This is a genomic window from Paraburkholderia oxyphila NBRC 105797 (assembly GCF_000685075.1).
GTDB classification, from domain to species: Bacteria; Pseudomonadota; Gammaproteobacteria; order Burkholderiales; family Burkholderiaceae; genus Paraburkholderia; species Paraburkholderia oxyphila.
In genome coordinates, this window is the sequence record NZ_BAYD01000034.1 from 36,035 (window position 1) to 60,994 (window position 24,960).

Sequence of the window (24,960 nt, forward strand, 5' to 3'; positions counted from 1 at the left end):
GAATAAATAATTTAAATATTTTGGGGAGTCAATAAGATAATCGGAAAGGAGATAATGGATGAGGAGGTTTGGAGGATCAGGTTTGAGGCTGGCGGCCTGCGCCGCAGGCTTGTTGTTTGTAAGCGCTGCCGATGCTCAAAGCGGCGTAACGCTGTATGGCGTCATCGATAGCGGGTTGCTCTATACGAGCAAAACTGCCGCGCCAGTGGCTGGGCAGAGCGCGGGCAAACAAGTATCGATGATCGAAGGCGGCGTTAGTCCGTCGTTGTTTGGCCTCACCGGAACGGAGGATCTTGGCGGCGGCTTTAAAGTCTCATTCAAGCTCGAAAGCGGGTTCAGTGTCGCCAATGGTGCGCTGGCCGACTGCAATGGCAACCTGTTCGGCTGTCAGGCATGGATCGCGCTCGACAGCAAGTACGGAATAGTCAAGGCTGGCCTGCAATACTCGCCGTTTTTCCTGGCGCTGTATGAGTCGGACCCGCGCGATTTCGCGCTATTCGGAAGCGGTCTGGTGAATATGGTCGATAGCGTGCTCGGAACAAGTATCTACAATCCCAACGCGCTGTCGTACACCAGCCCGAAGATTGCGGGTTTGCAGGCCAGCGTCATGTATGCGTTTGGAGGTATACCCGGTGACTTTCAGGCCGGACGACAGTACGCGGCGAGCGTCAAGTATGAGCTCGGCGGCTTCATGATCAACGCATCTATCTACGACGGCAATTCAGGTGGCAATGCACAGACGCCAGTGCCCACGACGCTCGAGTTCGAAGGGCGTACCATTGGCGCAGCGTACAAGATTGGCGCCATGACCGCGAAGCTGTCGTTTGTGAATTACAAGGTGGCAGGGTCATTCAATAGTAACGTTTATGGCGGTGGTCTGGACTATCACTTGACGCCAGCATTCGACATCAATGGTGGTATCTGGGCGACAAGCGACCGCAATCACACCGCCAATCATTCAGTGATGGGCGCACTGGGTGCAGATTACTACCTCTCAAAGCGCACCATGCTCTATACGCAGGTCGGTGCAGTCGACAACCATGGAGCCATGAACACGGGTATCTCGATCAACAGCGCATTGTATGCGCCGGAAGGCACGACCGTTGGCGCGGTAGTTGGCATGCGCCACACGTTTTAGGGCAATGCTGATCAAGTCCACCGTTCACGACTGTCACGCGTTATAGCGCGAGCATATAACGGTGAAAGCGTAAAACGATGAAACAACTGACACTGGCGATGGCTGTCGATCTATGCGCGGGATTCGGGGCGCAGCGCAAACCTACGCGACGCGAAGCGTTTCTCGATGAGATGAACGCGATTGTGCTGTGGGCACAGCTGTGCGCAGTGGTGGAGCCGTTTTATCCGAAACGCGGCAATGGTCGCCCGCCGATTGCGCTGGAGCGTATGTTGCGGATTCACTTTGTGCAGCACTGGTTCAATCTTGCCGACCTGGCATGCGAAGAGGAGCTGTACGACAGCCTCAGCCTGCGCCGTTTCGTTGGCATTGACCTGGGCAGCGAAACGGTGCCGGACGCCACGACGATGCTCAAATTCCGGCATCTGCTGGAAGAACAGAAACTGGGCGAACGGATTTTCTCGGAGGTGGGCTTGGCGTTGCAGGAGCGCGGAGCGAAGCTCAAGAGCGGCACGATTGTGGACGCCACGCTGATTGGAGCACCCTCGTCGACCAAGAACAAGAACAAGGAAAAGGCTCGGGATCCTGAGATGCAACAGACCCGCAAGGGTCAACAGCGGTATTTCGACATGAAGCTCCACATTGGCGTGGACAGTCAGAGCGGGCTGGCTCATAGCGCCGTCGTGACGGCCGCGAATGTGCACGACAAGCATCCGCTGCCCCAGTTGCTGAACGGTAACGAGCAACGCGTCTACGGCGACAGCGCATACGCGAGCCAGAAAGCAGTGATTCACAGCAAGGCTCCGAAAGCACGTGACTTCACCAACAAGCGCACGCGTCGCAAGGACATTGTCGACGAAGTGGCGCGGCGCAAGAACCGCAACAAGTCGAAGGTCCGTGCCCGGGTCGAGCACGTATTCGCGGTCGTGAAGCGGTTGTGGGGCTTCACGAAGGTTCGCTATCGTGGTCTGGCGAAGAACGCCGATCGCGCCTTCGTTGCGCTCGCGCTGACGAATCTTTACGTGTGGCGAGGTCGCTCGACGGCACAGGTGCGCCCGTAAAGGGTCAAAGGCGGGCAAAAAGCCCGCGCAGAGCCCCTCCGGGGGGCGTCATGGGAGCTGGAATGCCGGCTTGCGCGGCTGTTGTTCGCGATCTCGAAAGTTTACGCATGCCTTGGTCGCAACTAGTCGTGTTTGCGCGGCTTGATCAGCGTAGCCTTAGCGCTGGCTTTGCCGATTGCGTCATTGCCGAGCGACCACAACATGACCGGCTCATTACGGCACGCAGCGTGGTGCCGGTTAACGAGGAGAGTGTGAATGAAACGAAGCAGGCTGCTACGGTACGCGGCCATAGGGGTTTTTGCTATGGCTGTCGCGAGTGCTTACGCACAAAATGGCGAAGACAGTGGTGCCCGGCAGGTATTCGTGGCTTCCGGGCCGGCGGCAAAGGAAATTCGCGCGGCGGACCGCAAGCTTCGCAAGGCCGTATTGCGCAGTCTTACGAAGGCCAAAGGGTTGAACGCAAACCGTATCGTCGTGATGGCAAACGGTGGGGTGATATGGCTGGAGGGCTATGTGCCCGAAACTGACCAGATCGCTCTGGCGACCTCGGTCGCACAGGGTGTGGTCGGTGTCGATACCGTCAACAACAGATTGATCGTGCGGGCCGAAGGACTCTAGCCTGTGCAATGCATGATGTAAAGGCCGCGGCTTAAGGCACGTGGCCCGTGCAGGAGATACCCATGAAAGAGCAAACTAATGGAGGAGACTGGCGCGGCATGGAGCAGTTCGGCATGCCAGCTTCAAGTATGCCAGGGCTCTCATACTGGCGATCGAGCGCGAAACCCTACACGCTTGATTACACGACGACCTCCGATACGATCTGCCTCGTCTTCGGGCACATCGCCACGCAAACGCGCTACGACGACGAGCCCGCGAGGCCGTTGGCTTTCCGTCCGGAGACGGCGGCTTTCCATCCGCGCGGCTGCCGCTTGCGGGTCGATGCGATGACCGTCAGCGAGGGGTTCGTTGCGTTCAGTTATGTAAATGCGATCGAGCACGGCATTAGCCGCAACGCGATTGCGCCGCTTCGGGACTCCGGCAATCGGGAGAACATCGGTGTCGAGGGGATCCGACATCTGATTCGTTATGCACGCGTCCGCTTGGGGGGCGTGACGCAACCCGATCCGTGGGAAATGCAGTGCCTCTCCACGCTCGTCTATGTCGAGATCGAGCAAGCGCTCAGCCAGCCTGAGTGCCACCGATCACCCAAGCTCACCAACGCGGGATTCGATCGACTCGAAGCCTACATTCGCGACCACATCGGCTCCACGATCACCTGTGCCGATCTTGCTCGCGAACTCGATTTGCCGCTGCGCTCGGTGTTTGACGCCGTGAAGGCTCGCACAGGGCAGTCCTTATATCGACTCGTGGTGGAGCGGCGTCTCGACGCGGCAATGCACCTACTTCGCGAAAGCGACATGCCCATTTGCGAGGTGGCAGCGGCCTGTGGGTTTGCCTCGCAACAGCATATGACCACGTTGTTTACCCAGCGGCGCGGCATGACACCGCGCCGCGCCAGAGCGGGTCGGACATAGGGAGGAGGGTGTGTCAACGCCTCCCGCTCAACCATGCGTGTTCAAACACGCGACTTCAACCATGGATAACGAGCCGTGTCCTGGCCTGCGTAATCCGGGTCGAGATAGATGTAGACGCGCTGGATTTTCCAGTCCCGAATCTCAAACACGTCGCACCAGTTTCCGGCGCCCCATGCGGGAACGCCGGCGCGCCATGGGCCGTCCCTGTGCTCGCCGTGACTCGTGCCCTCGCAAACAATCACGTCACTGCCGGAAAATATCCAGTTGAAATGCGCGTAGTGGTGTGAAATCGACTTTAGCGTGTCTCCAACGTCGCCAAATAGCTTGCCGATTTCATCCTTGCCGCTGGCCAATCCCCATTTTGGGAAAAATACCTGCGCGTCGTCGGCGAACAGGTCGAGGATACTGCCGCCAGACGACGTCTTACCGCCATTGTCGAATGCTTTCAGATATTCGACGGCGACGGATTTTCGTTGCTCGTCGGTCATTGTTTCCATAGTCAAGGCCATAGTTTCCTCCATGTGATGACGTGAACGTGAGGGTACGAAGCGCGTTGATTGCCGGTCAACGCGCAACAACTCAAATAAGGGATTCGTTATGGGCGCTACGTGCCGCGAGGTATGCGAACGCGAGAATTGGCCCGATCGTGGCACCGCCTGCCCAATAGGCACGTGCCGAGGGCGACGCGACGCAGTTACCGACGCCGTAAAGGTGGGATATTGGCGTGCCGTCGTGATCAAGCACCTGCCCGTGCCGATTCGTCACAGGTCCGCCCTTCGTATCGAGATTGCCGCCGGTCAGTAGCGTTGCAAAGTAAGGCCCCGAGTCGCTGATCGGGTACATCGTTGGGTTGGGCGCTACAGGGTCGGTCGCAGCTGGGCCATTAAACAGCACTTCGACAGGCCGCTCGCCTCGATGATAGTCGAGATCACGGCCAGTGCGAGCGAACGCATTGAAACGCTCGACCGTCGCTGGCAGGTTCGCATCGAAGTCCTCTCCGAAGTGCAGATTGCCGATTTGCGGCGCAAGCTGGGCGACACGTGCGCGGATGTTGCGCGCGAGTTCTTTCAGTGTTTCGCCTTTGATGACATGAGCGTCATCAGCGCCTGCTGGCACGATGAAGCGCCCGTATTCCGAGCTGGCGCTGTGCTGCTGGCTGCGTGCGTCCCAAACGGCGGCGAGCACCAGGTTGGGGTAGGACGAGCTTGCTGCGTCCCAGGTAAAGAACGCCTGCGCTGATTCGTTGTATGCAAGTTTCTCGTTCGTCACGCGTTTGCCGTGCTGGTTCACGTAGATCATTGAGTCGCCGGAGGCCGAGAAGGTGCCAATCAGACTGGGATCATCGTTCAAGGCTTTTTCGAGGACGATGGGACACATCCAGGCATAGTTCATGTTGCGAAGTTCGGCGCCCGCAGCTGTGCCTATCCGCACGAAGTCGCCTTCGTTGGAGCGGGCGGCACAACCGCCGAACACCGGAGCGCTAAGAAAGTTCTTGCGCATCGTTTTGTTGTGCGTAAAACCGCCTGAGCAGAAGACGACGGCCTTACGTGCCCTGAATACCGTCGAGCCAGAGTCGGCGATCTGTGCTTCAACACCTGTCACAGTACCCTTTTCGTCAAACAGCAGCCGCTGTACGCGGCAACTGGTCCTCACCTCCACGCCGGCTTTGCGCGCTGCCTCCAGCATCGAGCGGACGGCTACGGCGCCGCCATCGGACATCGACTCGCAAGCGTCTTTCGGCAGCAGTACCCGTCCGCGCGGTGCCTTGTCTTCGGGCAGTTCCGCCCAGTAATCCGTGACATCGGGGCAATGTCGATATTTGAGGGCGCCCTGCTGTGCGAGCAGTTCGGCTGCAACGGAGGCGTAGTCGTAAATCGCCTCGCACATGTCGTACTCCCACTCGGTCATGCCAAAGCGCGGCAGGCCGGGGCTGTACGTCTCGGGACGGGAGAGTCGGGCCATGTAGCGCAGGCAATCTTCCTTCTGGTCTTCAATACCCAACTCGCGCATCGCGTGATTGTTCGGAACCCAATACCAGAAAGCGGCCTTTCGTGCCGTGCCCCCGACTTCCGACGCCTTTTCGAGCAGCAATACCTTGTTGTCCTGCCAGGCTGCAAAGAGTGCGCAGGCCAGACCGGCGGCGCCGGCGCCCACGATAATCATGTCGAACTCGTCACTTTGCCCTTTGGTGTCGAGTGAGGAGGAGGTTGGGGCTGTGTGGGTATTCACGAGGATGTCTCCAGATCGTTGATTTCAACCTGATCGAAACAGGTGTGAGGGTGAAGTTAGGCCGTCCCAGCTTTACGGTCTTCCAGATTCCGGCGTTTTACGTATTTGTGCGTGCAGTGCACCTGCATTGCCGGAGCCAGAATCTGACCCTGCCATCGAGAACGTATGCATACGTTTGCTTAATGGAGGCATTCAGAAAGGGGGTCACAACCCAAAAATTCAGGGTTAACGATCTATCCAATAGGAGCGGCTGCGTGTATATTTGCAAAAAGATATGCAAACGATTGCATTGGAGCGCACTGTGGGGAGTCGGATCGACCGGGCGGCATCATCGACGACTTGACATCGGTCACGTCGATCGTGAAGGCTGCGATGTCTGGCACGCGGGACCCGCGGCTCAAGGAAATCGTCGATGCGTTGGTCGAACACTGTCATGCGTTCCTGAAGCAGGAGCGATTGACCGACGCGGAGTTTGAACAGGGGCTCGCATTTCTGCGCGCGGTCGGCCAGGCCTGCAATGAGCGGCACAACGAAGTCGTGCTGCTCGCCGATGTATTGGGGTTTTCGACCCTGGTCGCGTTGCTGAACAGTGCGGACGCAAGTGGACGCACGCCGGGTGCATTGCTGGGGCCGTTCTATCGCGGCGGTTCGCCCGAATACGCAAATGGCCAGTGCATTGCATGCGAGGACTCTACCGGCGCGCCGCTGTTCGTTCATGCGCGCGTGCTCGACACGAGCGGTCGCCCCGTGCCGAACGCAACGGTCGATGTGTGGCAGGCGTCGCCGGTCGGCTTGTACGAAAACCAGGACGAGAGCCAGCCGGAACACAACCTGCGCGGCCGCTTTCGCACGGCAGAAGACGGCGCGTTCAACTTCCGCAGCGTGCGCCCAGCCGGCTATCCGGTGCCGGTCGATGGCCCGGTTGGAGTGTTGCTCGCAGCCCAGGAGCGACATCCGTATCGGCCGGCACACCTGCATTTCGCGATCTTCGCCGAAGGTCACGCAACGCTTGTCTCGCAGGTGTTCGCCGACGATTCGGATCATCTCGACTCCGACGTTGTGTTCGGCGTGAACCGGCGCCTTGTTGGCAAGTTCGAGCATCACGAAGCCGGCAGCGGCCCGCACAGTGAGCAGCGCGACGTGTACTACACGCTCGATTTCGACTTCATTCTGGCCGAGGGGACGCCGACGTTCCCGACGCCGCCCATCCAGTGACGAGAGGTGTAATCGTGTCCAGTTTACTGCAGGGGAAAGTTGCCGTCGTGTATGGGGGCACCGGAGGAATCGGCGCTGCAACTGCCGCGCGCCTCGCGCGCGCCGGTGCGCGTGTGATCGTGGTTGGTCAGCGCGATGAGGATAAAGCGCGGCGGGTCGCTTCGGAGTGCCCGGCGAGGGGCATCGCGGCGTAGTCGCAACGATCACGGACAGCGACATGCTGCGGGCGCTCGCAGAGGACGTTCGCGCACACGAAGGGCGCGTGGACATCCTCGTCAATACGGCCGGCTTTACGAAACCGGTCAAGCATGCTGATCTAGATGCGCTGACCGACGAGTTCATCGACGACATCATGAAGGTCAACTGGCGCGGCCAGTTCGCCGCAATCCGCGAATTCCGGGCGCTGCTCGACGCCTCTGGCGACGGCCTTGTGGTCAACGTGTCGTCGATCTTCGGGCTCCGGCAGCAACATCGCGTATTGCGCGGCGAAGGCGGCCCTCGATGTGATGGCCGCCTCGCTCGGCCGCGCACTCGCACCTCGCATTCGCGTGCTCAACGTCGCGCCGGGCGTCGTCGATACCGCTTTCGTGCCGGGGCGCAGCGACGATTTCAATGCCAAGGCGGCTGCCACGACGCCGCTCGGCCGGATCGGCGCGCCGGACGATGTCGCCGCCGCGATCGAGGCATGCGCGACGCACCTTAAGTTCAGCACCGGCGTGACGATTGTCGTAGAAGGCGGCCGGCGGCTGAACTGATTAGGGAAGCCTGGTATGCATGTACGCAAGACATTGATCACCTGCGCGGTTACGGGCAACATTACGCGGCCGGATCAGCACCCGCGTCTGCCTGTCACCCCAGAGCAGATCGCTGCCGCGTCTCTCGAGGCCGCGCAGGCTGGCGCGGCCGCGGTACACATTCACGTGCGCGATCCGCTCACGGGGCGCCCGTCGATGGATGTGAGCCTCTACCGTGAGGTGATCGAGCGCATTCGTGCCGTCGACCAAGAACTGATCATCAACCTGACGACTGGCCCCGGCGGACGTTTCATTCCGGGCGACGACGATCCGAAGATTGCTGCGCCCGGCACGACGCTGTTGCCGCCCGAGAAGCGCGTGGAGCACATTCTCGAACTGAAGCCGGACGTGTGCAGCCTCGACCTGAATACGATGAATTCCGGCGCCGAGGTTGTCATCAACACGCCGAAGAACGTCACACGCATGGCGAACGTGATTCGCGAGACGGGCGCCAAGCCGGAACTCGAGATCTTCGATTCCGGCGATATGCATCTGGCACGCGACCTGATGGCGTCGGGCGTGCTGGAGGGCCCCGGCCTCTGGACCTTCGTGACGGGCGTCAAGTATGGCTTCTCTGCGACGCCGGAGACGTTGCTCTACGCACGTAGCCTGCTGCCGCCCGGCGCAATCTGGTCCGCGTTTGGCATTGGTCGATTCGAGTTCCCGATGGTCGCTCAGGCGTGGCTGGCTGGCGGCCACGTGCGAGTGGGGTTCGAGGACAACCTGTATCTCGAGAAGGGTGTGCTGGCCGACAGTAATGCGGCGCTCGTTGCTCGTGCGAAAGACATTGTGACGATGCTTGGCGGGGAAGTGGCCACCAGCGGCGAGGCCCGTGTCATGCTCGGCCTCACATAAAGCGCGGCAGGCCCGCGTGTATAGACTCCGAGGAGACAAAGCAAGATGATGAAGAGTGTTCGCGTACTGGAAAAGGGCAGTGATGTTGATTCACTGGCGCTCCAGTTCGATAAGCAATTGGTGCCGACGTGCGGCGATGGCGACTGCCTCATCGAGGTCGCGAGTGCGGCGGTGAATCCGAGCGACGTGAAAGCGGTTCTCGGCTTCATGCCGCACGCTGTGTGGCCTCGCACGCCGGGTCGTGACTATGCCGGCCGGGTGATCGACGGTCCGTCTGCGCTCGTCGGCAAGGCCGTATGGGGAAGCGGTGGCGAGTTGGGCATCCGCCGCGACGGCACGGATGCGCGCTACCTCGTTGTGCCCGCACAAAGTGTGCGCGAGAAGCCGGCCAACTTGACGATGGACGAGGCAGGCACGGTCGGTGTGCCGTTTGTCACGGCGTACGAAGGCCTGCGGCGCGCCGGCGGTGTGAACGAGGGCGACGTCGTACTCGTGCTCGGTGCGAACGGCAAGGTCGGGCAGGCGGCGATCCGGCTTGCCACCATGGCTGGTGCGACCGTCATTGGCGTCGCGCGCAATGGGCAGCCATACTTCGGCCACGCGAGCGGCAAGGTGCATATGATCGACGCGTCGTCGTCCAGGTTCGACGAAGTCGTGCGCGACGTGACGAACGGACACGGTGCGGACATCGTCTACAACACGGTCGGCAGCCCGTATTTTGAGCGTGCGAATCTGTCAATGGCGGTGCGCGGAACCCAGATCCTCATTTCGACGATTGAGCGGCGGGTGGCATTCGATATTTTACGTTCTATCGTGGCCAGCACACGTATGTCGGGATCGATACGCTTGCGCTCGATGCGCTCGATGCGCTCGATGCGCTCGATGCGCGCGAAGGAGCGGCGATTCTCGACATGTTGTTGCCCGCATTCGAGCTGGGCGCCTTGAAGCCATTTCCGATCCACGATGAGTACGTGTTTGCTATTGATGATGCGGCGCACGCTTATCAGGCGGTGTTTCGCGGCGCAACGCATCGCGTGCTGCTCAAGCCATGAATCTGACCCGTTTTAGCGGCGCGCCGCAGTATTTCCCCGATGAACATTTCTTGATGAGTTGCGTGCGATTGCAGGGGCGGGAGGCCGGTCCCGCCGAATCGCTGTGGGTCGGTGTTTCGACGATTGAGCCGGGCGGGTACACGTCTATGGACGCGTCGCCCCTCGAGAAGCATTACATGGTGTTAGAGGGAGAAGTCTGCGTGCGGACGAACGAGGGCGAAGTCACGATGGGCCGTTTTGATTCGTGCCGGCTAGCGCCAGGTGAAGCGCGGGCGCTGCACAACCGCACTGAGCGTCCGGCGATGCTCCTGCTCGCGATGCCTCTGTCGCGGCCCGAGGCGCGGTGACGCCGTCTGATGGCGCAGGCGCGACATCCGCTTCGTCGCCGTTTGGCGATGGCGGTTTTTGGCTCTCGGAGGTTCAGCTCGGACCCTGCACGGGGCGCGACATCGCCCCTGATACTGCTGGCCGTTTTGTGCACGTTCAATGCGGAGGGGTTTGGGTCAGCACTGCGCGGCGTGCGCATTGCGTCACGCTCGGCGGCGGAATCTGGATGCCGCCTTCCGTTGGACATCGCCTTTACGTGCCTTACGGCGCGGTGCTGCGTGAAATGTGCATACCCCCGGAGTTGAGCAGGGACCTCGTGCAGACAGTCAGAATTCCTCGATGTTCGGGTGTCCTGACGTCATTGCTATCAGAGAGCGCGAATCAGGCGCTTGCGCGTTCACCCTCGGCCGTCGCGGGTTTGCTGTTCGACGAGCTCGACGTGTCATCGCGTGAGGCCGGATGGGGAATCGCGATTGATTTGCCGTCACCGCGCAGTCGCATTGCGCGGCTGTGCGACGCAATGATTCTGGACCCCGGCCGTGACCCGCGGCCCGACACGCTTTCAGTCCGCATGAGCGTCAGCGTAAGGACGCTACATCGGCTCTTCGAGGATGAGGTGGGTGTCGGTGCCGGCCGTTGGCGTCGCGACGTGCAGGCAGGCGCTGCAACGTGCGCGCTGGCACTCGGTACGCCGGTTTCGGTCATTGCGCGCGATCTCGGCTTTACACAGAGCGCATTCTCGACTTTTTTCAAGTCGCGCATTGGCGGGTCGCCCAACAGATGGGTGGCGAATCAGTTTGGGCCGGCTGCTGAGAGTACGAAGTGAAAGCCGCGCAGCTCGACGCGAGCGGCGTATGCACTTCTAAGCCGTGCCGGCGCTAGCGGACCTACGGGTTGTGGCGCGCGGGGCCGTCGAGCCGCGGACCATCAGTTCCGGCGGGAGCGTGATGCGCAGTGGCGCGGCGCTGGGCGTTGCGATCCGCTGGAGCAGAAGCTTCGCCGCCTGACGGCCCATTTCCCGATGCTGGATCCGAAGCGTAGTCAGCGGCGGATTCAAAAGGTCGACGAGCGGCATGTCGTTGTGGCCGATCACGGAAATGGCGTCGGGGCAGGCAATCCGGCGTGCGGTGAACACGTCGTAACACCCGAGTGCGATCAGGTCGTTCGCCGCGATGATCGCAGTGACGTCGCGATGGGCGTCGAGCAACTGCTCACACGCGGCACGGCCGGCTTCGCGGTTGAATTCTACGGCTTCGACGACGACGCTCCCCGTAACGCCATGTTGCTGCGTTGCGATCTGGAAGCCCTGCAGGCGCGACAGGCCGGTCGCGAGCCGCGCGGGACCTGCCAGATGCGCGATGCGCGTATGGCCGAGTTTGACGAGATGCTCGACAGCGAGGCGCATCGACAGGAAGTCATCGTTGACGACTTCCGGCACCTGGCCGCCGTCTTCGCCGCGATTGACGAGCACGACCGGGACGCCGTCGAGGATGCAGCGGCGCACCAGCGGATCCTGGCGCGCGGCCGTCGCAAGCACAAGGCCGTCGACGCGACGTTCGAGCATCTGCTCGAGCATACGTTCCTGGTCCTTCGGCGTGCCGACGATGTTCGCTATCAGCACGCCGTACCCTTCGGCCGCGAGTTGTTCTGAGATGCCGCAGACAATCGGCGGAAACACCGGATTCTCGATATCTGGAAGGCACACACCGATCACGCGCGATTGGCCGCCGCGGAGTGCCGCCGCAAGGCGGTTTTGCCGGTAACCGAGCGACTTGGCTGCCGCCAGCACTCGACGCACGACTTCGTCGCCGATCAGGTGGCGTGTCGCAGGGTTCAGGGCGCGCGAGACGGTCGACGCGTTGACGGAAGCGGCGGCCGCCACTTCGCGAATGGTGACGCGGCCTGAGCCGCGCGTGTCGGATCTCGTGGTCATGAAACGCGCTGGTAGTTATACGGCGATTGTAACTATGCAAAGGGTTGCAATCAATGTTGCGGGTAAAACCCAAGTAATTTTAGCGGCGAGTACGCATTGACAACGACCTTACGGGCGGTAATATATGCATACGTTTGCATAAGCCGTTTGTATCGACATTTCAGGAACAAAAGAAATAGGGTCGGTGCGAAGCGAGATGACGGATGCAAAAGGGTACGAAAGATCGGGCGAGTGTCCGTAAAGATATCGTGTAGCGGACACCAAGATAAAAAATGCCGTCTTGTGCCGTTTGCAACGGTTCGTCGGGCACCACGGGCGCTTCGTGAACGCCCTGATCTCACGTCTTAGCGTGCAAACGATTGCATAACGCGTGGGCCTGCCCGTACGACGGGCAGTGGGACGCAAGTGTTGGCTGATGGACGCAGGGTGGCGTGGAGAGCGCGAGTGAACAAGTCGAAGGAGGCGGATTTGAAATCGAAACATGCAGTTTCTGCCAAATGGCTCGGTGTGCGCATGGTGGTCGCACAGGGACTGGTGTCTCGGTGTTCGCAACGAGGTAATAGCAGGTGTCTCCCGTAGTTCAGCGGTTTGCCCGCGAGGCGCGTGAGTTCCTGCCTCGCGGGTACGTGCGTTCGTGACGGAGGTGAAAGTGCTCGTGCGTACCGGCTGTTGCCGTACCGATTGCACCGAGTGCGTGTGCTGAAGCCAATAGCCAGGTCTTCATGGCGATTTCACAGATGCCTTGTTTCTGGCACCAGTATCTAACCGGGGCAGTGCCGACGGTTCACATCTATACGGGAATACCCCGAATCGTGGCCGATTTTAAAAACATGATGAACATTTGTTTGATTGGCGGTAGCGACGCACGGGAGGGTTGCGCTGCGAATACCGACATTTTTCGGACTTGGCGGTAAGCGCCGGGGCTCTACGGTCACAGGAATTCGACCGGTCGCCCTTACGCTGCGTGATAGCGCAATGGTTGAAAAGAAGGAGGAGAAGAAGTTGAACATCAGGTATTTGCTTCGTCGAATAGCATACGTCGCTACATTTTCGACTGGCTGTGCGGCTGTCGTCTCGGGCGCCGTGGCCCAGCAGTCGGCACCGGTGCCAACGACAAGCTACGCACTCAGTTACGCGCAAACGCAGAAGCTGCTCGAACTCGCCGTGGCGGTCGCCAACGAGCGGCACCTCTCGATGGGTTTCGCCGTTGTCGATCCGGGCGGCCATCTGCTCGCCGCGGTACGGATGGACGGCGCGTCTTTCGCAACGGTCGACTTCGCGCGCGGCAAGGCATTCGCATCGGTTGCGCTTGGCGGTCAATCGGGCGTCACGCTCGAGCAGCGCTATCGCGATGATTCGTCTGAATACAGCAACATGGGAGGCGCCGGATATTACGCGCCGTTCCTGCCGGGCCGCGGTGTGTTTCCTGTATTCCAGAACGGACACCTGCTGGGCGCAATTGGCGCCGGTGGTGCACCGTCTGCGATTGACGACGAAGTGGTCAAGCAAGCCATTGAGGAACTCGGCGCGCAGGTCACGCGATGACGGCACTATTTCATTGAAATCATAAGGATGACGTATGAAGATAATCAAAGAATCCAATAGTACGTTCGACGTCGCAGCAACCGACGTGGGCACGACTACGCAGGACGCGACCGCGCTTTGCCGGCGCACGATGCTCAAGCTCGGTTTCGGTGCGATCGCGGCGGGCGTGGCGAGCTTCACCGGCGCCGCGCGCGCGGCGACGAGCCCGGCTTCGGCGAACGGCAGCACGATGCGCGCTTTGCCCGGCGGCAAGGTCGTACGCCTCGTGCCGTCGTGGGACACAGTCCAGGTCGGGCAAATGGATCCGGGCCGGCCGGCCGCGGTCACGATCAGTTCGGGCGACACCGTCTGGTACGACGGCACGTGGACCAACTGGGGCAACGAACCCAAGTATGGCATGGGCTTCAAGGAGCGTGAGCCGATCCGAAAGAAGTACCCGAACGGCGCATTTTCGCTGATTGGACCCGTGGTGATCGACGACGCGGAGCCAGGAGATCTCATCGAGTGCCGGCTGCTGAAGATGCGGCCGATCGACTGGGGCTGGAACTCGGCGCCGCCCGGAGTCGGCGCGCTGCCACATGACTTCCCGCCGTATCTGCGCTATGTGAAGTTCAACGATGAGCGGACCTATGTGGACTACGTGCCGGGGGTGAAGATTCCGGTCAACCCGTTCCAGGCCTACCTGGGCACGCAACCGCCCGGCGACAAGCCGGTCAGCGCGAACTTTGCCGGCAGTTACGGCGGCAACCTCGACTGTGCGGTGCTGAACCCCGGCACTTCGGTGTTCCTGCCGGTCCAGTTGAACGGCGGCCGCGTGTGGACTGGTGGCTCGATGGGTGCGTCCGGCGAGGGCAACGTCGACCAGACGTCGATCGAAACCGCGTTCGAAGAAATGCGAATCCAGTACGTACTGCACAAGCACAAGGCGCTCGACGGCCCGATGGCGGAAACGCCTGAGTACTGGATCGGCTTCGGCTTCGCCGACAGTCTCGATGATTCGCTCGTCGCGTGTCTGCGCCGGATGATCGGTTGGCTGTCGGCGGCCACGGGCATCGCGCCGGAAGACTGCTATGGCATCTACAGCGTGGCGGGCAGCTTTCGCGTCACGCAGTTTGCGGACCAGACCCACACTGTCTACGCAACCAAACCCCCGAAGGGCGTTCACTGCATGTTGCCGAAGCGCATTTTCTCGGCCGATATGCAGCGTCGGCTTTCCGAGTACGTGCGGGCGTAGTCCAGGCGATTTTCGCTTTTGAGCAAGCATGCGGCCGTAGTGGCGTCCGCGCACCGGACCCGCGCGCGCCGCAGGGAGGAAGGTTAATGAATGTGGAAGACTCGAAGCCGGTTGCGATCGGTGAAGCTGTGCCGGACGTCAGTCGTACGGGATGGCGTTTCGCACTGTTCGTTTGTTTTCTCGTTGTGGTGCTAGATGGCTTCAATACAACGTCGATCTCGTTCGTCGTGCCGACGCTCGCGCATGACTGGCAGTTGAGCGCTGCGGGATTCACGCCCGTGTTCGTCGCGACGAACGTCGGCGCAGCGATTGGCTTCATCGTGACAGGGTCCTTGGCGCAGCGTTTCGGCCACAGGCTTGTCGGTCTCGCGAGTGTTGTGTTGTTTGGAAGCGCCACCTGGTTCACCATGTATGCGAGCAACGTGGTTGAACTGTCGGCAATGCGCGTGGTCGCGGCAATCGGCCTTGGCGCTGCGCTACCGATTGCAATTGCGGCGTCGGCGGCTATTATCGGTGCGCGGCACAAGGTTGCGGCGTCACTTCTCGTGACCACGGGCATGTCGGTCGGCGCAGTCATAGGGGGCGTCGTCGGTGGCCCGCTCATGCACCGGTTCGGCTGGCAGGCCGTGTTTATGCTCGGCGGCGTGTTGCCGTTCGTTGTCGTGCCGGCGTTCTATCGGATCCTGCCATCCGGTGCGCCTCCACGCACCGATCATGGGCCACAAAAGCGTGCAAGCCCGGTGAAGGCGCTGTTCGGCGATGGCATGGCGACCTATACGTGCCTGCTGTGGCTGTTCTCGTTCCTGATCTTCATGGACGTCTATGCGCTGCTGTTCTGGCTGCCGACGCTATTGCTGTCGTTCGGCTTTTCGCTCGAACATGCACCAGCTGGAATGGCGGCGTTCAGCGTTGGTGGGCTTAGCGGCAATCTGCTGATGACCGCGGCCGTCACGGCGATGACGCTTGCCGGCAATGTACGCGTGAAATCGGCCCTGACGGTCGGCATCGTGGTCGTGATAGCGGGCATCGCCACGCTATCCCAGGTTGCTGTGCCGCCGGCGGCCGTGCTGCTCCTGATCGGGGCTGTCGGCGCGGGGCTGGTGAACGGGATTATGGGGCAGACCGCCTTGGCTGTCGCGTTCTATCCCGAGCATCTTCGTGCGACCGGGGTAGGGTGGGGTCATGCATTGGGGCGCGTCGGCTCATTCGTTGGTCCCGCCATCGGCGGCGCGCTGCTGTCGCTTGGCTGGGCGCCGCGCGACATAGTGCTGACCGCGGTTGTGCCGGCGTGCGCGGCAATCGTCGTACTCGGAGGACTGTCCGCGGCAGGGCGCCACTCCCTGGCACGCTCATCGTCCTGACGCTCAATTGCTCGGGGGATTCGTTTCCTCGATCCCCCGCTTGGCTTTCTAGCTTTCTTCATCCGACTTCACCAAGTCCGATGAAGATCATTGCCTGCAATGGTCGGTCACTCGAGACCAGTAATCGAACGGTATTCGACATCCGTACCCAGTCGATGTACTGCTGCGGCCGAATTCCCATGCAGCGGCGGAAATGCTCGAAAAAGCTTGTTCGATTCACGGATTCAGACAAATCGCACGCTCACCGGTTAATGTGCATTCCTGTGCGCCAACACGAAATCCGCAGTCAGCATCGCCGACTTTAAACAGGAACTGGTAATGCGCGTGTGCGTGAGCGACCAGCGGACGGCAGATGAGATTCACCGTCGCGTGGCCGAAGTCCCCTTGCAGTATCGACACAGGTTTTCCCGAATCGATGGTCATGGGGGGCATACAAGGTCCATCCCCTTTATGTGCGCTGCTGTTGCGAGTTTCGCTGTGTCGCTTGGCGAAATAGAAGAAACGTTCTCGGACACGTCACTTAACCAAACGAATGGGGGCGAGTCAATCGGTAGGAAAGATCGGCTTGACTAACCGAAATGATCGGACTCGTCGGTAAACGCTGGTGCCATTCGACTAAAGTGATTCGCGCACGTGAAATTAAGCTGCTGATAACGCGAACACGTGTGTTCACTTAACGGGAGAAGACTCTTCTTGTGACACCAGCGTTATGGAATGAATACATACACAATGCATTCAATGAGGAATCCTGTGTGTGATCGAACATCACGCACTATCTTTCAAACGTAAAACGTAACTTCGATCATGAAAATCATAGCCTTTGCCAACGGCGATGACGTCGCACTCGGCGTCGTCACCAGTGCGACCCATTTCGTGGAAGTCGCCGAAGTCGCACCGGAACTGCCGTCGGATCTCATCGGAATCCTGGAGCGCGAACACGCACTCGCACACCTGCGTGAGGTGACAGCAGGCGTTCGCGGCAACCGGCCGCTTTCCTCTGTCGTACTCAAGCCGTTTATCTCGCGGCCCAACGCAATCTGGGCGCTCGCCCTGAATTTCAAGAGTCATATCGCCGAGACTGGTCTGCAGACCAATCCCGAGTATCCTCACCTCTTCTTGCGCACGGCTGCGTCCTTCGTCGGCGCGGGCGAGCCGATCCTCGCGCCGCGTCCGTCGATCGCAAAGGCGTTCGACTACGAAGGCGAACTGGCAGTGGTGATTGGCAAGTCGGGGCGCTATGTGCCCGTCGATGAAGCGCTGGGTTACGTGGCCGGCTACACGTGCCTCAACGAAGGCTCCGTGCGCGAATACCAGACGCACAATCGCCAGTTCGGGCTGGGGAAGAATTTCGAAGGTTCGGGCGCATATGGTCCGTGGCTCATGACACCCGACGAATTCGGCGATCCCGCCACGCACAGTGTCCTTACGCGCATTAACGGCGTGGTGCGACAGCGTGCGCCGCTCGATGACATGCTGCTCAGCGTTGCACAGGTAGTGAGCTATTTGAGCCAGGGGTACTGCCTGCGCCCAGGCGACATCATCGCCATGGGCACGCCGGGTGCGCTGCCGCCCGAGCCTGATGATCTGGAGGGGAAAGACCTTTCCCGTCAGTTCGGGCCGTTCCCGACGCCAGGTCTTGTGCACATGCGCCCGGGCGATCTCGTGGAAATCGAGATTGACGGACTCGGCGTGCTACGCAACCCGGTGATCCTGGACGCTTGATTCCAGCCCATCGAGTTCGAGCAAGCGCTCGTGTCTCAATCAGGCCTGTGGCGACACGAGCCTACCCACATGACGTGTGCTGAGCGAAAGCGCCATCCAGTTTGCAGGTCACCGACGCCGGCGCGTTAGAGCATTGCTCAGTCTTCGCGTGGCGTCAGCTTGAGTGAGCGCCGCCGGAAGTCACCCGGGGGCACTCCCATATGCTGCGCGAAGAAGCGGGTGAAATGGCTGTGTTCTTCGAAGCCAAGCTCGCTCGCGATGTCCGCGAGCGGGCGGTCACTCGTGCCAAGAAGCTGGATTGCATGGGACATTCGCACCCAGTCGATGTAGTGCTGGGGCGAGACGCCCATGCAGCGACGGAACTGCTCGAAAAATCGCGAACGTGAAAGGCCAACCTGCGCTGCCACCTCAGCGACTGTCGGATTGCTCAGCGACGTTTGCTTGATGAAGTCGAGTGCCTTTCTGATCCTGAAATCCACCGGGCGGCTGGACGGCAGGATGCTTTGTGTGAGTTCAGGGTCCGCGAAGTCACGGCCGAGCGTGGTGACGAGATCTTCGAGGATTGGCATGCAGCCCTCGTCCTGCGCGACCATATGATTCGTGATTGCGGCAGCTAGGCGGTCCACATGGTGGCGGACGTCGGGCGTCACAACGACAAGCGCCTCAGGAAAAATGTGCGCCGGGCCATGTTCGCGAAGCTTGAGTTGCGCGCGCAGCCAAGGTGTTTCGATGACGAGGGAAAGGATCAGTGAAGGCTGATCGTCAGTACTCCCCTTCGCGTGTTCGACCCACGGATTCAGGCAGAGTGCTTGTTCCGCAGTGAGCGTGCACTCGTGCGGCCCGATGCGAAAGTCGCAATCGCTGCCACCGAGCTTGAACAGAAACTGATATTGCGAATGGGCATGTGCGACGAGGGGACGGCTGATGAAGTTGACCGTGGCCCGCCCGAAATCACCCTGCAGGATCCAGACGGGTTTGTCTCCGTCGCCGGACATGGTTGTCATGCTTGGCACTTCCTCTGGGGGGGACCTCTGACGCCGGCCCCTCTCTATTCAACAAAACTGGACACTTCGGTAAGCGGCGCGATTGGGCGTCAAGGGGTTCTGCTTACCGCACTCGTAAACTGTACTTCACCAAAGTGCAGGAGACACGTCAATGAGGAAATACGCGTTGTCGCGCGGCGCTGCAGTTCCGGCGCTCGCTTGTGCGGCACTTGGGCTGCTGCTCGCGGCGCAATGCACTGTGGCACGTGCAGACGATACCGCATTGCATGCCCGCAGTATCGTGGCGAACCGGTGCGCAGCGTGCCACGGAATCGACGGAAACGGCACCGCAGAGATGTATCCGCGGCTCGCCGGGCAGTATCCGCAGTACCTGTACAAGCAGCTCGTGCAATTCAAGGGCGGACCGGGTATTCGCCCACTGCGCCAAAACGCGACCATGCAGGCCATGGTCGTCGACCTGAGCGACGCAGACATGAAAGCGCTCGCGCAGTATTACGCTGCGCAGCCTCCATCCCAAGGGAAAAGTATGCATGCTGAGCTCGTCGAAGCGGGCAAATCCATCTATACCCATGGCGGAGCAGGCGGGGCGCCCGCTTGTATCTCGTGTCACCGCGAAACCGGTGGCGGCATCGCGCCGGACTTCCCGCGCATCACAGGGCAACACGAAACATACGTAAGCGAGCAGTTGCAGGCCTGGAAGAGCGGAAAACGCGGTGGTAAGGGCAAGCTGATGAGTCTGATCGTACCCCTGTTGAGTGACGACGAGATCGCTGCGGTGTCAGCGTACGTTGCTTCGCTCGGGCAGTGAAGGCTAATCGAAAAAATATGGACGATCTGATAAGCGGGTGCATCTTCCGGTCAGCGATTCCGGCGATTCCAACCGTATAGTGCCGTCAAAGTGGAATCAAATCGCATGACATGAAGCGCGATACAACGAGAATGGAGAGACGAGCATGCATTATTTCGAACGCGACGGAATGCGTTTCGCCTGGCAGGAGGCCGGTCGACCGGATGGACCGGTGGTGATTTTCAATCATGGTTTTCTGATGGACCGCGAAATGTTCGCGCCGAACGTCGAAGCGCTTGGAGACACGTTTCGCTGCATCACGTGGGATCAACGCGGTTTCGGGGCTACGGGACCAACCGCGCATCCGTTCACGTACTGGGATTCGGCACGTGATTTGATCGCGCTGCTCGATCATCTCGAAGTGGCCACAGCGTCGCTAGTGGGCATGTCACAGGGTGGCTTCATTTCTATGCGTGGGATGCTGCTGGAGCCGGATCGCTTCCGTGCACTCGCACTGATCTCGACGCGCAGCGGGATAGACGAGATTCCGGTTCAGGAGTCGTTCCGGCAACTGAAGTTGGAGTGGGCGGCGAACGGCGCGCTCAACGTCGCAGATCACCTAGGGGGGTTTCTGCTCGGCACGAGGGAACACGCAGCCGACTGGGCCGAAAAGTGGCTCAAAATGAGTCCGCAGCATTTTGAGCATCCGGTTGACGCATTGGTGCTTCGCGACGATATCACGCCTCGGCTTGACGAGATCACGCACGCTTCGATCGTATTTCACGGCTCGGCGGATGTGGCCATTGATCCCGCGTGTGGTCGAGAACTTGCGGGCAGGCTGCCAAATTGCAAGGGGTTCGTGCTGGTGGACAACGCCGGGCATACGCCGAATCTGACCCATGCCGAAGCGGTGAACCCGAAGCTGCGCGAATTCATGATGCGTTACGCGAGGTAGGGAAGCGAAGCGCCTCCTGCACAAAGTGAGATTTCGAAATTTTATGACGGATATGGTTATTAATATTTCGGAGTCCATATAAAAAAGCTGAATAGTTTTAATTCGCAAACGATGGAGACCCTGGATGTATAAGAAGCTATTGACCGTTACGGCCCTCTCGCTAGTCGGTCTCGATGCGCATGCGCAATCGAGCGTTACGCTTTCCGGGATCATGGATAGCGGTATCAGCTATAAGTCGGGCGCCAATGCGGCGAACGAAAGTCAGTGGGCGTTTGGATCCGGAAATCTGATCACGAGCCGCTTCATTCTTTCGGGCGCGGAAGATCTCGGAGGCGGTCTTCAGACGCTCTTCAGGCTGGAGTCCGGTTTTCTTTCTGGTACCGGCGCAATGACGAACGCCCGCTTGCCAGCGACGGCTGGCAGCTACCTGTTTGATCGAGGCGCCTGGCTCGGGCTCAAGCAGACCAATCTCGGGCAGTTGTCGTTCGGCCGCCACTACACGCCATTCGTCGAGGTGTTGTATCAGTCCGATGCGAGCGGCTTCGAAAACTTCGGTTCCGTCGCCAATACGATTTACCAGACGCTCACCGGCTTCACCGGTGTGCAGTACACGTGGGCCAACAATTCGGTAAAGTACACATCGCCAACGCTATACGGCCTCACTGCAAGCCTGCTCACGAGTTTTGGTGGAGTGGCTGGCGATTTCCAGAACCAGCGCGTCAGATCTGCGGCGCTTTATTACACACTTGGACCGTTCTCTTTGAACGGCGGTTACATCGACGGCAAGGATCCGACTGGTGTAACAAACGAGACGGTCGCGCGCGCCTATACGGTGTTTCTCGACTATACGCAGCAGAGCTTCAAGGGCAGCCTGAACTTCCAGAACTTCAGGAATCCAGCTACTGGCTCTGATCAAGACTACTATTCAGTCGGCGCGCAGTACCGTATTACGCCGACGGTGCAGGTCCTCGGCAATTACACGTATCTCTCGGATCGCGTCAACAGCGAGCGCAACGGCTACTTCTTTAAACTCGGCGTCCATTACTTCCTGTCAAAGCAGACGAACGTCTACACGGAGGCTGGCCTGTCGCACAACAACTCGCTTGGCACGATTGGCATTGCGAGCGTGTTCCCGGCAAGTCCCGGTATGAAGCAGCGCTCGGTCGTTGTCGGCGTTGAGCACTTCTTCTGATCTCTGCGCGGTTGGTGGCGGGGAGGGTAGAACGATCTCTCCGCCAGCCGGAACTAGTCGAATGAACGGCGCGGGCGCCGTGCATCGGTCCTGTTTGTAGCGTCAATGCCGCGGGCCGACATGGTCGATAATCGTTGATAGGGCCCGTCGTCTCCCCATGCTGAACCCGCCGGTAATAAGAGGGCCGGCTTTCGCCAGTGCCTTCAATGGCCATAGAATCTTACTGATTGGCGCCAGCAGCCGCATTTGCCTTTTTCTGCGCTGCCTGCGGATCCTCCGGATAGCATCTGTCGAAGATACGGCTTCCTTTGAGTGTAGTGGAAGCAACCGATGCATTGCATTCTCGTTGAGCAGTGAGGCGTTCGCAGTTGCAAGAGAGCCGAAGGAAAATCCGGTAGTACGCCCGGTTCACCGTGTTCGTTGACTCGAATCTAACCTCTAGTTGCCAAGCCTGATTTAAAGCACTATGGATTGCAGAACTCGCATACACGCTTGATCAGTCGCGAATGGTGATGCGAACAGAGCCGCACTCGCTGCACTCGGTTAGTGGTTTGGTCACGGTGAGATTTTGCCAATGTCACAAAGTTCGGTCTTGGTCACGCCGCACTTGCCCTCTGCCGCATCTGCTGTGGAAAGATCCCATGCGCCTGGTCTCTATCACCGTTGCGACCATCGCTGCGTCCACCTGCGTTCATAGTCCATCGAGTCGAAATGTTCAACAAGGTAATCGATGAAAACACGTACCTTCGAGGGGACATATTTTCGGTTCGGATAGGCCAGATTGATCTTCAGTCGTGGCAGATCCCAATCGTCAAGAACCGGTATCAGCCGGCCGGCCACCACGTCGTCGTGAATGATGTAGACGGGCTGAATGAGGATGCCGAGGCCGTTGAGGCCGGCCTTGCAGATAACCTGACCTTCGTTTGACTCGAGCAATCCGTTGATCTTGATGACGTGCGTCTCGTTGCCCTTCGCGAGCGACAGCTCGTGCGGATTGTTTGCGAGCGTATAAATGAGAAAGCGGTGCCCTGCGAGGTCATCGAGCGATTTGGGCGTGCCGTAGCGCTCGAGGTACTCGGGTGAAGCCGCGAGAATGCGCCGGGTTTCCGCGAGGCGCCGGATTACGAGGCCCGAATCGCTCTCGTGTTCACGCGTGCGTATGGCGAGATCGATGCCGCTCTCAATAAGGTCGAAGTAGCGGTTGGCTGCGGTGATCGCCACATTCAGCTTGGGATGGCACGCCGTGAACTCCGGGAGAAGCGGGGCGATGATCTGCGAGCAAAACGACACCGAGCCCGTCACGCGCAGCGTGCCCACCGGGCTTGACAGCGCCGAGCCGACCGCTGCTTCTGCTTCGGCCAAGGCCGATGTGATGTCACGACAGCGCCGATAAAACTCCTCCCCGACCTCGGTGAGGAATAGACGTCTTGTATTTCGCTCGACTAGTCGCGCTCCCAGTCGCCGTTCGAGGTTGGCCAGATGACGGCCCGCAGCAGAAGTTGACAGACCCAAAGCCTCTGCAGCTTTCGATATGCTTCCGCGCTCCGCGGTCTCTACGAAAAGCATGACTTCCAGACATTTATCCACGCGTGTCTCCAGCAACATCGTTTTCCCGCCAGGCGGGATTTTGTTTCCCGCGGGCGGCCTTTTTCACCGGCGGGCGGTCAACTATATTTTGGCTCAATACCTATACGAATTGGAGACAACATGCGCAACGTCGACGAAGACAGCATCACGCAGATTGTCCTCGCCCGTCAGGCACAGGCGCAGGATCCGCGCCTGAAGCAAGTCATGACCAGTGTCGTGCAACACCTGCATGCCTTTGCACGGGACGTCGAACTGACCGAGGAAGAGTGGTTCAAGGGCATTCAGTTTCTGACCGATGTCGGGCACATCACGGACGACAAACGGCAGGAATTCATCTTGCTCTCCGACACGCTGGGCCTCTCGATGCTCGTCACCGCGCTCAACAACCGGAAGCCGGAAGGTTGCACTGAGGCGACCGTCTTCGGGCCGTTCTTTGTGGAGCACGCCCCCCACTACGAGAACGGCGAAGACGTCGCGAATGGCGCGAAAGGCGAGCCTTGCTTCGTTAGCGGAAGAGTCACCGGGCTTACCGGCGAGCCGATACCCAACGCGCACATCGAAGTCTGGCAGGCGGACTCCGATGGTTTCTACGACGTGCAGTACCAGGGCGAGGAGGGGAGCAAAGGCCGCGGTTCACTGCGCAGCCTCGAGGACGGATCGTTCCACTTCCGTTCGATTACGGCCGAATCCTATCCGATTCCGCACGACGGTCCAGTGGGCCGAATGCTGAAGGCGCTGGGGCGGCACCCTTGGCGCCCGGCCCATCTGCACTTCATGATCGAGGCACCGGGATACGAGCGGCTCATCACCCACGTGTTCCGCGACGGCGACAGATATCTGGATTCGGACGCCGTGTTCGGTGTCCGCTCGTCGCTCATTGCAGACTGGCGGCGCCATGAGCCGGGTGTGGCGCCGGACGGTAGCCGCGTCGAGACATCGTTCAGCACACTCAGCTTCACTTTCATTCTGAATCGCGAAGCGGCCACCGAAGGTGGCGACAAACGATAACCGCAACGACCGCCACGTTGGCAGCGAGACGGACAACGCGCGCGAAAGGTATGGCTCCCGCCCACTGACGCGTGTATGGAAAGGGCAAGGCAAATACATGATTAAACACATTGTCATGTGGAACCTGAAGGGCAGTACGCCCGAGGAAAAGCGCCAGGCTGTCGTCCAGCTCAAGACGGCATTCGAGGGGCTGATCGGGAAAATTCCTGGGTTGCTTCGTCTGGAAATCGGCGTGGACATAAGCCGTGTCGACTACGCGTGCGATGTCGTGCTTTATTCAGAGTTCGATTCGCACGACTCGTTATCGGCGTACGCCGTGCATGCGGAGCATCTCCGGGTGAAGGCTGAGCTCGGCGACCTGCGTATAGCACGGCATCAGGTGGACTATCCGTCCGAGCCCCTGGCTGCCCGCGCAGCAGCATGAGCGCA

At 60.0% G+C, this 24,960-nt stretch carries 23 protein-coding genes and 2 pseudogenes; 19 read left to right on the forward strand and 6 right to left on the reverse strand.

What is annotated here, in order from left to right:
• Positions 1 to 58: 58 nt before the first annotated feature.
• The 4 genes from BO1_RS21275 (at position 59) to BO1_RS52095 (ending at position 3,731) form a co-directional block, all read left to right on the forward strand.
• Positions 59 to 1,138, forward strand: coding sequence for a porin (locus BO1_RS21275; protein WP_043285735.1), 1,080 nt, complete (start codon positions 59 to 61; stop codon positions 1,136 to 1,138).
• 77 nt (positions 1,139 to 1,215) lie between these two features.
• Positions 1,216 to 2,196, forward strand: coding sequence for an IS5 family transposase (locus BO1_RS21280; RefSeq protein ID WP_028219283.1), 981 nt, complete (start codon positions 1,216 to 1,218; stop codon positions 2,194 to 2,196).
• Between the two features lie 255 nt (positions 2,197 to 2,451).
• Positions 2,452 to 2,814: a BON domain-containing protein gene (locus BO1_RS21290; protein WP_028219284.1), complete on the forward strand. Its 363-nt coding sequence runs from the start codon at positions 2,452 to 2,454 to the stop codon at positions 2,812 to 2,814.
• 62 nt (positions 2,815 to 2,876) lie between these two features.
• Complete coding sequence (locus BO1_RS52095; RefSeq protein ID WP_043285738.1) at positions 2,877 to 3,731, forward strand: AraC family transcriptional regulator; 855 nt, start codon at positions 2,877 to 2,879, stop codon at positions 3,729 to 3,731.
• A gap of 41 nt (positions 3,732 to 3,772) precedes the next feature.
• Here BO1_RS52095 and BO1_RS21300 read toward each other — a convergent pair whose 3' ends face one another.
• Both BO1_RS21300 and BO1_RS52100 read right to left on the reverse strand, forming a co-directional pair.
• Positions 3,773 to 4,240, reverse strand: a complete 468-nt coding sequence (locus tag BO1_RS21300; protein WP_028219285.1) for a nuclear transport factor 2 family protein — start codon at positions 4,238 to 4,240, stop codon at positions 3,773 to 3,775.
• Between the two features lie 70 nt (positions 4,241 to 4,310).
• On the reverse strand, positions 4,311 to 5,960 hold the full coding sequence (locus tag BO1_RS52100) for an FAD-dependent oxidoreductase (RefSeq protein ID WP_245643862.1): 1,650 nt from the start codon (positions 5,958 to 5,960) through the stop codon (positions 4,311 to 4,313).
• Positions 5,961 to 6,332: 372 nt separating this feature from the next.
• Between BO1_RS52100 and BO1_RS21310 the strand changes: the two genes are divergently transcribed.
• The 6 genes and pseudogenes from BO1_RS21310 to BO1_RS21340 all read left to right on the forward strand — a co-directional run bounded on the left by BO1_RS21310 (position 6,333) and on the right by BO1_RS21340 (position 11,029).
• Positions 6,333 to 7,175, forward strand: a complete 843-nt coding sequence (locus BO1_RS21310; RefSeq protein WP_156992351.1) for a dioxygenase family protein — start codon at positions 6,333 to 6,335, stop codon at positions 7,173 to 7,175.
• An 11-nt stretch (positions 7,176 to 7,186) separates the two neighbouring features.
• Positions 7,187 to 7,930, forward strand: a pseudogene (locus BO1_RS52105) (SDR family NAD(P)-dependent oxidoreductase).
• 15 nt (positions 7,931 to 7,945) lie between these two features.
• Entirely contained in the window at positions 7,946 to 8,824 is an 879-nt protein-coding gene (locus BO1_RS21325; RefSeq protein WP_028219288.1) for a BKACE family enzyme, read from the forward strand.
• 48 nt (positions 8,825 to 8,872) lie between these two features.
• Positions 8,873 to 9,876, forward strand: a pseudogene (locus BO1_RS52110) (quinone oxidoreductase family protein).
• On the forward strand, positions 9,873 to 10,223 hold the full coding sequence (locus tag BO1_RS21335; RefSeq protein ID WP_028219289.1) for a cupin domain-containing protein: 351 nt from the start codon (positions 9,873 to 9,875) through the stop codon (positions 10,221 to 10,223). Before BO1_RS52110 ends, BO1_RS21335 begins: the two are co-directional and overlap by 4 nt.
• 206 nt (positions 10,224 to 10,429) lie before the next feature.
• Positions 10,430 to 11,029 (forward strand): helix-turn-helix domain-containing protein, encoded by a 600-nt coding sequence (locus tag BO1_RS21340; protein ID WP_084688091.1) that lies wholly within the window; start codon positions 10,430 to 10,432, stop codon positions 11,027 to 11,029.
• 36 nt (positions 11,030 to 11,065) lie between these two features.
• Here the strand turns inward: BO1_RS21340 and BO1_RS21345 are convergent, their stop codons facing one another.
• Positions 11,066 to 12,085, reverse strand: a complete 1,020-nt coding sequence (locus BO1_RS21345; protein ID WP_322788536.1) for a LacI family DNA-binding transcriptional regulator — start codon at positions 12,083 to 12,085, stop codon at positions 11,066 to 11,068.
• A 1,155-nt stretch (positions 12,086 to 13,240) separates the two neighbouring features.
• Between BO1_RS21345 and BO1_RS21350 the strand changes: the two genes are divergently transcribed.
• From BO1_RS21350 to BO1_RS21360, 3 genes are all read left to right on the forward strand, one after another.
• Complete coding sequence (locus BO1_RS21350) at positions 13,241 to 13,681, forward strand: GlcG/HbpS family heme-binding protein (RefSeq protein WP_028219292.1); 441 nt, start codon at positions 13,241 to 13,243, stop codon at positions 13,679 to 13,681.
• Positions 13,682 to 13,715: 34 nt separating this feature from the next.
• The gene (locus BO1_RS21355; protein WP_156992352.1) at positions 13,716 to 14,915 is read left to right on the forward strand and encodes an acetamidase/formamidase family protein; all 1,200 of its coding nucleotides are present in this window, start codon (positions 13,716 to 13,718) and stop codon (positions 14,913 to 14,915) included.
• Between the two features lie 86 nt (positions 14,916 to 15,001).
• Positions 15,002 to 16,276: an MFS transporter gene (locus BO1_RS21360; RefSeq protein ID WP_043285745.1), complete on the forward strand. Its 1,275-nt coding sequence runs from the start codon at positions 15,002 to 15,004 to the stop codon at positions 16,274 to 16,276.
• A 216-nt stretch (positions 16,277 to 16,492) separates the two neighbouring features.
• Here the strand turns inward: BO1_RS21360 and BO1_RS59365 are convergent, their stop codons facing one another.
• Positions 16,493 to 16,699 (reverse strand): hypothetical protein, encoded by a 207-nt coding sequence (locus BO1_RS59365; protein WP_156992353.1) that lies wholly within the window; start codon positions 16,697 to 16,699, stop codon positions 16,493 to 16,495.
• Between the two features lie 381 nt (positions 16,700 to 17,080).
• Between BO1_RS59365 and BO1_RS21370 the strand changes: the two genes are divergently transcribed.
• Complete coding sequence (locus BO1_RS21370) at positions 17,081 to 17,998, forward strand: fumarylacetoacetate hydrolase family protein (RefSeq protein WP_028219296.1); 918 nt, start codon at positions 17,081 to 17,083, stop codon at positions 17,996 to 17,998.
• Between the two features lie 137 nt (positions 17,999 to 18,135).
• On the opposite strand, the gene BO1_RS21375 is transcribed toward BO1_RS21370, so the two are convergent.
• Positions 18,136 to 19,002, reverse strand: a complete 867-nt coding sequence (locus BO1_RS21375) for a helix-turn-helix domain-containing protein (RefSeq protein ID WP_028219297.1) — start codon at positions 19,000 to 19,002, stop codon at positions 18,136 to 18,138.
• A 151-nt stretch (positions 19,003 to 19,153) separates the two neighbouring features.
• Here BO1_RS21375 and BO1_RS21380 point away from each other — a divergent pair, with 151 nt between their 5' ends.
• The 3 genes from BO1_RS21380 to BO1_RS21390 all read left to right on the forward strand — a co-directional run bounded on the left by BO1_RS21380 (position 19,154) and on the right by BO1_RS21390 (position 21,936).
• The gene (locus BO1_RS21380; RefSeq protein WP_028219298.1) at positions 19,154 to 19,810 is read left to right on the forward strand and encodes a c-type cytochrome; all 657 of its coding nucleotides are present in this window, start codon (positions 19,154 to 19,156) and stop codon (positions 19,808 to 19,810) included.
• A gap of 145 nt (positions 19,811 to 19,955) precedes the next feature.
• Positions 19,956 to 20,744 (forward strand): alpha/beta fold hydrolase, encoded by a 789-nt coding sequence (locus BO1_RS21385; protein WP_028219299.1) that lies wholly within the window; start codon positions 19,956 to 19,958, stop codon positions 20,742 to 20,744.
• Between the two features lie 124 nt (positions 20,745 to 20,868).
• Positions 20,869 to 21,936 carry a porin gene (locus tag BO1_RS21390; protein WP_028219300.1) on the forward strand — a complete coding sequence of 356 codons (1,068 nt, stop codon included), beginning with the start codon at positions 20,869 to 20,871 and terminating at the stop codon, positions 21,934 to 21,936.
• 657 nt (positions 21,937 to 22,593) lie between these two features.
• On the opposite strand, the gene BO1_RS21395 is transcribed toward BO1_RS21390, so the two are convergent.
• Positions 22,594 to 23,523, reverse strand: coding sequence for a LysR family transcriptional regulator (locus tag BO1_RS21395; RefSeq protein WP_028219301.1), 930 nt, complete (start codon positions 23,521 to 23,523; stop codon positions 22,594 to 22,596).
• A gap of 120 nt (positions 23,524 to 23,643) precedes the next feature.
• Here BO1_RS21395 and BO1_RS21400 point away from each other — a divergent pair, with 120 nt between their 5' ends.
• Together BO1_RS21400 and BO1_RS52115 are read left to right on the forward strand one after the other, a co-directional pair.
• Entirely contained in the window at positions 23,644 to 24,531 is an 888-nt protein-coding gene (locus tag BO1_RS21400; RefSeq protein WP_028219302.1) for an intradiol ring-cleavage dioxygenase, read from the forward strand.
• 97 nt (positions 24,532 to 24,628) lie between these two features.
• Positions 24,629 to 24,955, forward strand: a complete 327-nt coding sequence (locus BO1_RS52115) for a Dabb family protein (RefSeq protein WP_043285751.1) — start codon at positions 24,629 to 24,631, stop codon at positions 24,953 to 24,955.
• Positions 24,956 to 24,960: the final 5 nt, after the last annotated feature.

Excerpts from the sequence above, each read along its gene's own strand:
- BO1_RS21275 (WP_043285735.1), top strand. The coding sequence starts at position 59 with ATGAGGAGGTTTGGAGGATCAGGTTTGAGGCTGGCGGCCTGCGCCGCA.
- BO1_RS21280 (WP_028219283.1), top strand. The coding sequence starts at position 1,216 with ATGAAACAACTGACACTGGCGATGGCTGTCGATCTATGCGCGGGATTC.
- BO1_RS21290 (WP_028219284.1), top strand. The coding sequence starts at position 2,452 with ATGAAACGAAGCAGGCTGCTACGGTACGCGGCCATAGGGGTTTTTGCT.
- BO1_RS52095 (WP_043285738.1), top strand. The coding sequence starts at position 2,877 with ATGAAAGAGCAAACTAATGGAGGAGACTGGCGCGGCATGGAGCAGTTC.
- BO1_RS21300 (WP_028219285.1), bottom strand. The coding sequence starts at position 4,240 with ATGGCCTTGACTATGGAAACAATGACCGACGAGCAACGAAAATCCGTC.
- BO1_RS21310 (WP_156992351.1), top strand. The coding sequence starts at position 6,333 with ATGTCTGGCACGCGGGACCCGCGGCTCAAGGAAATCGTCGATGCGTTG.
- BO1_RS21325 (WP_028219288.1), top strand. The coding sequence starts at position 7,946 with ATGCATGTACGCAAGACATTGATCACCTGCGCGGTTACGGGCAACATT.
- BO1_RS21335 (WP_028219289.1), top strand. The coding sequence starts at position 9,873 with ATGAATCTGACCCGTTTTAGCGGCGCGCCGCAGTATTTCCCCGATGAA.
- BO1_RS21340 (WP_084688091.1), top strand. The coding sequence starts at position 10,430 with ATGCCGCCTTCCGTTGGACATCGCCTTTACGTGCCTTACGGCGCGGTG.
- BO1_RS21355 (WP_156992352.1), top strand. The coding sequence starts at position 13,716 with ATGAAGATAATCAAAGAATCCAATAGTACGTTCGACGTCGCAGCAACC.
- BO1_RS21360 (WP_043285745.1), top strand. The coding sequence starts at position 15,002 with ATGAATGTGGAAGACTCGAAGCCGGTTGCGATCGGTGAAGCTGTGCCG.
- BO1_RS59365 (WP_156992353.1), bottom strand. The coding sequence starts at position 16,699 with ATGACCATCGATTCGGGAAAACCTGTGTCGATACTGCAAGGGGACTTC.
- BO1_RS21370 (WP_028219296.1), top strand. The coding sequence starts at position 17,081 with ATGAAAATCATAGCCTTTGCCAACGGCGATGACGTCGCACTCGGCGTC.
- BO1_RS21375 (WP_028219297.1), bottom strand. The coding sequence starts at position 19,002 with ATGACAACCATGTCCGGCGACGGAGACAAACCCGTCTGGATCCTGCAG.
- BO1_RS21380 (WP_028219298.1), top strand. The coding sequence starts at position 19,154 with ATGAGGAAATACGCGTTGTCGCGCGGCGCTGCAGTTCCGGCGCTCGCT.
- BO1_RS21385 (WP_028219299.1), top strand. The coding sequence starts at position 19,956 with ATGCATTATTTCGAACGCGACGGAATGCGTTTCGCCTGGCAGGAGGCC.
- BO1_RS21390 (WP_028219300.1), top strand. The coding sequence starts at position 20,869 with ATGTATAAGAAGCTATTGACCGTTACGGCCCTCTCGCTAGTCGGTCTC.
- BO1_RS21400 (WP_028219302.1), top strand. The coding sequence starts at position 23,644 with ATGCGCAACGTCGACGAAGACAGCATCACGCAGATTGTCCTCGCCCGT.
- BO1_RS52115 (WP_043285751.1), top strand. The coding sequence starts at position 24,629 with ATGATTAAACACATTGTCATGTGGAACCTGAAGGGCAGTACGCCCGAG.